The sequence below is a fragment of the Sphaerobacter sp. genome, assembly GCF_019683595.1.
Classification (GTDB): domain Bacteria; phylum Chloroflexota; class Chloroflexia; order Thermomicrobiales; family Thermomicrobiaceae; genus Sphaerobacter.
Genome location: NZ_JADGHZ010000195.1, coordinates 1 through 6,082, shown reverse-complemented (window position 1 = coordinate 6,082; position 6,082 = coordinate 1). Strand labels below are relative to the sequence as shown.

5 protein-coding genes are annotated in these 6,082 nt (G+C 69.2%); 3 read left to right on the top strand and 2 right to left on the bottom strand.

The window, feature by feature from the left end; all coding sequences use genetic code 11:
- Positions 1-64 precede the first annotated feature (64 nt).
- The gene (locus tag IRZ30_RS14865) at positions 65-850 is read right to left on the bottom strand and encodes a GntR family transcriptional regulator (protein ID WP_294086262.1); all 786 of its coding nucleotides are present in this window, start codon (positions 848-850) and stop codon (positions 65-67) included.
- Positions 851-910: 60 nt separating this feature from the next.
- On the bottom strand, positions 911-2,092 hold the full coding sequence (locus tag IRZ30_RS14860; protein WP_294086260.1) for an aminotransferase class V-fold PLP-dependent enzyme: 1,182 nt from the start codon (positions 2,090-2,092) through the stop codon (positions 911-913).
- Positions 2,093-2,380: 288 nt separating this feature from the next.
- Here IRZ30_RS14860 and IRZ30_RS14855 point away from each other — a divergent pair, with 288 nt between their 5' ends.
- From IRZ30_RS14855 to IRZ30_RS14845, 3 genes are all read left to right on the top strand, one after another.
- A complete protein-coding gene (locus IRZ30_RS14855; protein WP_294086258.1) occupies positions 2,381-2,848 on the top strand; it encodes a nitroreductase family deazaflavin-dependent oxidoreductase in 468 nt (155 codons plus the stop codon).
- A gap of 73 nt (positions 2,849-2,921) precedes the next feature.
- Positions 2,922-3,974, top strand: a complete 1,053-nt coding sequence (locus tag IRZ30_RS14850; RefSeq protein WP_366945364.1) for a M42 family metallopeptidase — start codon at positions 2,922-2,924, stop codon at positions 3,972-3,974.
- Positions 3,975-4,137: 163 nt separating this feature from the next.
- A complete protein-coding gene (locus IRZ30_RS14845; RefSeq protein WP_294086255.1) occupies positions 4,138-5,919 on the top strand; it encodes a hypothetical protein in 1,782 nt (593 codons plus the stop codon).
- Positions 5,920-6,082 lie beyond the last annotated feature (163 nt).

The following is a 6,082-nucleotide window of genomic DNA, read 5'->3' as shown; positions in this document are numbered from 1 at the left end:
ACCAGGGGAGAGGGGCCGGGGTGAGGGGGACGCATGACGTATGACGTATGACGCATCACGCTCCTCACCCGCCGTCGAAGACGGGCACGAACTCGGTCAATCGGGATCGCTGGCCGGGGTAGCTGCGGTCCAGCTCGACGCGGTAGCGAACACGGTCTGCGCGGTAGTAGCGCCGCTGGAAGTAGATCGGCTCGCGTCCCTCGGTGTAGGAGACGCGCTGGATGATGAGCAGGGGCGCGCCTTGCTCGACCTGCAACGCCTTGGCCAGCTCCGTCGTCGCCTTCCCGGCCTCAATGACGAACGTACCGGAGACCACCGGAATCTGATACTGGGTCTCCAGGATGTGGTAGATCGTCTCGCTCTCCAGCGCCGAGCGCTGGAGCAGCCGCCCATAGCGCAGCGGCAGGTAGGTTACGTCGAAGGCGATCGGCGAGGCGTCGGCGAGCCGCAGGCGATCGAGCCGAACCACCAGCGTCCCCGGGGCGAGGTCGAGATGCCGCGCTACCTCAGACGAAGCCGGTTCCTCGCCGAGGTGGGTGATCCGCGACGCCGGTTGCAGCCCGGCCGCCGCCATGTCCTCGACGAAGTCGGTCAGGCGGATCAGCTCATGCTCCACCAGCGGCGCGGTGACGAACGTCCCCTTCCCGCGCTGGCGCCAGAGCAGCCCGGCATCAACCAACTGGTCGAGTGCGGCACGCACCGTGATCCGGCTCACGCCGAACTGCGCGCATAGCTCCGCCTCCGACGGCACGCGGTCGCCCGGACGGTACATCCCCTCGGCGATCTGCCGCCGCAGCCGGGCGGCCAATTGTTGATACAGCGGGGTCGATCCCGCCCGTAGCTCGCTCATACCGCCCTCCCGGGCCCGCGTCCCATCAAGCCGATCACGACGCGAGCCACCCGGCCGGACTCAGGCCATCGATGCGACGACCTCCACCAGCCGGTCTACCTCCTCCTCGGTGTTGTAGTAGTGGGGCGACGCGCGCACCACGCGTTCCAGTCCCCGCGCCATCATGTCGTAGCGGGTGGAGGCCACGGTCGAGACGGTGACATTGATCCGCTCCGCCGCCAGCCGCTGCTTGATCGCCTCCGGGTCCACGCCCTCAAGCGTGAAGCTGACGATCCCGCCGCGCTCGACCCCGAGGTCGTGGACCGCGCCGCCCGGGATCTCGCAGATCCGTTGGCGCAACATCTCAGCCAGCGATCGGAGCCGCGCGGAGCCCGCCTCGACCCTGACCGCCATGGCGTAGGACGCGGCGACGCCCAGCCCGATTTTGCCGGCGACGTTCGATTCCCAGTTCTCGAAGCGCCGCGCGTCGCCGCGGATTTCGTAGCGATCGGGCGCCACCCAGGTAGCCGCGTGCAAGTCGAGGAAGACCGGCTCGACCTGCTCCACGATCTCGCGGCGGACGTAGAGGAACCCGACACCCCGTGGGCCGCGCAGGTATTTCCGGCTGGTTGCCGACAGCATGTCGCAGCCGATGGCCCGCACGTCGATCGGCACCTGCCCGACCGACTGACACGCGTCGACCAGGAAGAAGGCGCCCGCCTCGCGTGCCACCTTCCCGATCTCCGCCACCGGCTGGATCAGCCCGCCGTTGGTCGGGATGTGGCTCACCGCGATCAGACGCACCCGGTCGTCCATCATCTCGCGCAGCGCCGCCACCGACATCTGCCCGTGCTCGTCGTTCGGCACGACCTCGACGGTCACGCCGCTGCGCCGGGCGACCTGCAAAAAGCTGATGACGTTGCTGGCGTACTCGGCCATCGAGGTGAGGATCCGGTCGCCCGGCTTGAACGGGATCGAGTAGAAGGCCATGTCCCAGGCGCGGGTGGCGTTCTCGACGATGGCGATTTCGTCACGCCTGGCGCCGATCAGGCGTGCAACCGCGTCGTACGTCCCCTCGATGAACTCCTCCGCGGCGTCCGCGGCCTCGTAGCCGCCGATGCGGCTCTCCAGCGTGAGGTGGTCGATGGTCGCATCAATCACCGGCCGGGGCATCAACGCCGCGCCGGCATTGTTGAAGTGGATCACCTCCCGGCAGCCGGGTGTGTCCTCCCGCAGTCGCCGCACCTGCTCGGCCGTGAGCATGCCTCCTCCTCGCCGCGTGCCCAATCTCTGGATTCTGCGTCAAGTCTAGCCGTTTCCGGGGTAGGAGTCATGCACTACGGGCGGCACGTGGGCGCGGGATGGCGCGCCACGACGAGATCCGAACGAGCGGCACCGTGTCCCCTTTGGGCGAGCGCCATCCAACGGATGGACCGCGAGACCACGCGGTCCTGGAATCCCTGTCGCCATCGCCTGATCCTCACGGTACGATAGGTGGCGCTGGTGGAATCGGTCTTGCCGGGCGAGCCGGTGAGGACAGAGGAGCGGTTGGTGGCAGAGATCTATCGGATGACCGCAGGGCGGCGGCTGGCCAACACCTTCATCCGCGCGATGCTGACCGTCGGTGTACCGATCAAGGATACCTACGTGTTGACGGTCCGTGGCCGGCGCACCGGACGGCCGCGCTCGACACCGGTGCGCCTGGTCCAGGAGGGCGGGCAGCGCTGGCTGGTTGCCCCCTACGGCCCAGTCAACTGGGTGCGCAACGCGCGGGCGGCAGGCCAGGTGACGCTCAGCAGTGGGCGCCGGTCGGAGACGGTCGCTATCGAGGAGTTGGGACCGGCCGAGAGCGCACCGGTGCTGCGGCGCTACCTCGCCGAGGTGCCGATTGTCCGCCCGTTCTTCGATGTCACGCCGGACTCGCCCCTGGAGGCGTTCGCCGCCGAGGCGCCGCGCCACCCCGTCTTTCGCATCGTCGGCCCGGCGGGGGAGAACCGCTCGCGCGGCGCGTCCCTTTGACGCGGCATCGTCGCGCTGTTAGCATCATGGCGTCCATGAGATTTTTCCGGGGGAGCCAGCGGTGGGAGGGACCATGGAGCTCAACGTCGATCTGCTCAAGCGTATCTGCGAGGCGTCCGGCATCCCGGGCCGCGAGGAGCAAGTCCGCGAGATCGTGCTGAGCGAGATCGAGCCACTCGTCGACGAAGTGCAGGTCGACGCACTGGGCAATGTCATCGCGACGAAGAAGGGCCGGGGCGGCCCACGAGTGATGTTGGCGGCACACATGGACGAAATCGGGTTCATGGTCCGCCACATCGACGACAGGGGGTTCGTACGCCTGCAGAACGTGGGCGGTTTCGACGGGCGCATGCTGGCTGCGCAGCGGGTGCTGGTCCATACCAGGAACGGCGATGTGCTCCGCGGCGCGCTCCAGCCCGCCTCCAAGCCGATCCACGTGCTCCAGCCGGATGAGGTCAAGCCGTTCAAGGTCACTGACTTCTACGTCGACCTTGGCCTGCCCGCCGAGGAGGTCCGCGCGCGGGTCGACATCGGCGACATGGTGACGCTCGACCGGACCCTGGAGCGGGTCGGCAATACGGTCATGAGCAAGGCGCTCGACGACCGCGTCTCGGTCTTCATCATGATCGAGGCGCTGCGAGCGCTCGGCGACCACGAGGCGGAGATCATCGCGGTCGCGACCACCCAGGAGGAGGTCGGCCTGCGCGGGGCGGGGACGGCAGCCTTCGGCGTTGAGCCGGACGTCGGCGTGGCGCTCGACGTGACGATGGCCGGGGACATCCCCGGGCTCAATCCGGAGGAGCAGGTGACCCGGCTCGGGGATGGGGTGGCGATCAAGGTATTCGACTCGTCCCACATCCCGAATCACAAGCTGGTGCGTCACTTCCGCGACGTGGCCGAGCGCCACGGGATCAAGTACCAGCTTGAGGTACTCAGCCGCGGCGGCACCGACGCCGGGGCGATGCAGCGCACCCGCGCCGGAGTTCCGGTGATTACCATCTCGACGCCGACGCGCTACCTCCACACCGTGAATGAGATGGCGCACGTGGACGACATCCAGGCAGCGATCCAACTCGTCGCACGCTATCTGGAGGAAGCGCACACGGGGGATTACCGGCTCGGCTAAGAGGCCAGGCGCCGGAGTTGCTGGTGGAGGGCTCCGGCGCCGGTCGGCCCCATTCCGCCCGTGCAGCCGCTGGGACGGAGCGGCGGCACCGGGCGGCTGAATCCAATGACCGTTTGAGGAGGAGACGAGCGACCGGCCGATTCGAGGCGCGGAGAGGGAGAGCATGGTCGCGCGCCTGCTCCACGGGCTCAATACGCTGCGGGCACTGGCGGTGGCAGTGCTGCTGCTCGTGGTCGCCGCACCGGCAGCCTCGGCGAGCGAGCCAACGTCGGGCACGCCAGAGGCGACCGGCTGGCGCTTCGCCGGGCTGACCGTCGAGCCGGTGAACCCGGCCGTCGGCGATATCGCGACCGTCCGCTTCAGCGTCGTGGATGACGAGGGCGCGCCGCTCACCGGGTTGCGTCCGGTGGCGACGCTGCGCCCAGCCCTGACCACCTCCGGCGCCCAATCCGACCCGGTCCTGCTCGCTGCCGGCCGCCCCCTCGACGACCCCGGCTGGTATCACGTTGCGCTCGCCCTGAACCAGGCAGGTCGCTGGTGGATCGACGTGGAGGTGACCGACGACACCGGCCGCACGGCGACGACCAGCCACTTCATCGCCGTCGCCCCGACGCTCGGCACCCCGCCCGCCACGACCGACGCGCCCCTCTTCCTGCCCGGCGACTCCTGGGGCGCCTACTACCGGCTCGACCCCGACACCGGCAGTCTTGCGACCCTGAGCGGCGAGGATCTCCTCCACGCCGGGGACCACTGGTGGCTGGCCACCACCCGCCTCACCCCGCGCGGGCCGGTCACGCCCGAGTACGGCGGCACCTGGCAGCTCACAGTGGAGCTCAGCGACGGCCTCAGCGGCAAGCCGCTCTACACGATGGATCTGGGAGACATCCGTGCCTCGGTCTACGTCGGCAGCGCCGACGAGCCCGCCATCTCCACCTCGCTGGCGGTGGCACCGGACGGTTCGCATCTGTACCTCTACTGGGCGCGTCAGCTCGGCCAGGGCTGGCTCGCCAGTGTGGCGATCGCCGATACCAACACCGGCGAGATCCTGCTCCAGCGGGAGTTGACCGGCGCGGTCGTGGCCGATGTGTTCTGGGGCCGTCTCGACGTCAGTGCCGACGGATCCCAGTTGGTCCTGGCCGAGCGCGCCGCACGCTCCGCCAGCCAGAATGGCTATCGCCTGACCGTGCTCGATGCCGCCACGCTCGACACGGTCGCCCAATACCGCCGCACCGTCGCGCCGGATGACCCGCTGACGGCCTGCGTCCTCCCCTACCCCGGCCCGGCCGGCGCCATCCCCGGAGCACACCCCCTGCACTACAGCCTCTGCATGCCCCGCGGATCGCTGAGCCAGCCTGCGCTGGTGATCTGGGATCCGATCGCCGGCGCCGTCGTCCACCAGGTGTCGCTGGCAGATGTGGCCGGGGACGCGCCGCAGTACGTCGATGGCGTCGCGGCACCGGACGGCCGACACTTCTACGCGGTCAACACCGCGACCCGCCATGTGGCGGAGATCGATCTGCTCGACGGCAGCCTACTCCGCACCGCGAGCCTGGCCGCGGATCCCGGGGAACGGCCCTCCACCTTCGATCGATTCTTCGACTGGATCTTCGGCTGGGTCGCGCCACACGCCGCGGCGGGAGTCTTGATCGAGCCGGGCGTGACGATCGCACCCGACGGACGGGCGCTCTACCTGGTCCCCGCGAACAGCGCCAGCAACCCCGGGGACGGCGTGCTGGTGATCGATACCGATTCCCTCCGGGTCATCGGCCACCTGCTCGCCGGGCAGCCCGTGGCCGGAGTCCTGGTGACGCCGAACGGGCAACTCGTGGTGCGCGAGGTGGGCAGCGCCGACCGTGACGCGCTCTCGGTCCTCGACCCCGACGGGGAAATGCTCCTCTCCCTCGCGCTCCCCGGCAGCGGCATCCGCTTAGGGCAGGGGCGCTGACAGCCCGTCCCCATGCGGGTTTCCGCCGCTCCTGCGCGTGCCTGCAAGTCGCCACACGCTGTCGCAACCCGTGGTAACATTTTCGGCTCCCCTGACGTTGTAGGTAGTGAAGCGCACGTGAGCGCACAGGGTTCTTCCCCCGGAGACCCGATCCGTGCCCTTC

Excerpts from the sequence above, each read along its gene's own strand:
- IRZ30_RS14860 (WP_294086260.1), bottom strand. The coding sequence starts at position 2,092 with ATGCTCACGGCCGAGCAGGTGCGGCGACTGCGGGAGGACACACCCGGC.
- IRZ30_RS14850 (WP_366945364.1), top strand. The coding sequence starts at position 2,922 with ATGGAGCTCAACGTCGATCTGCTCAAGCGTATCTGCGAGGCGTCCGGC.
- IRZ30_RS14845 (WP_294086255.1), top strand. The coding sequence starts at position 4,138 with ATGGTCGCGCGCCTGCTCCACGGGCTCAATACGCTGCGGGCACTGGCG.
- IRZ30_RS14865 (WP_294086262.1), bottom strand. The coding sequence starts at position 850 with ATGAGCGAGCTACGGGCGGGATCGACCCCGCTGTATCAACAATTGGCC.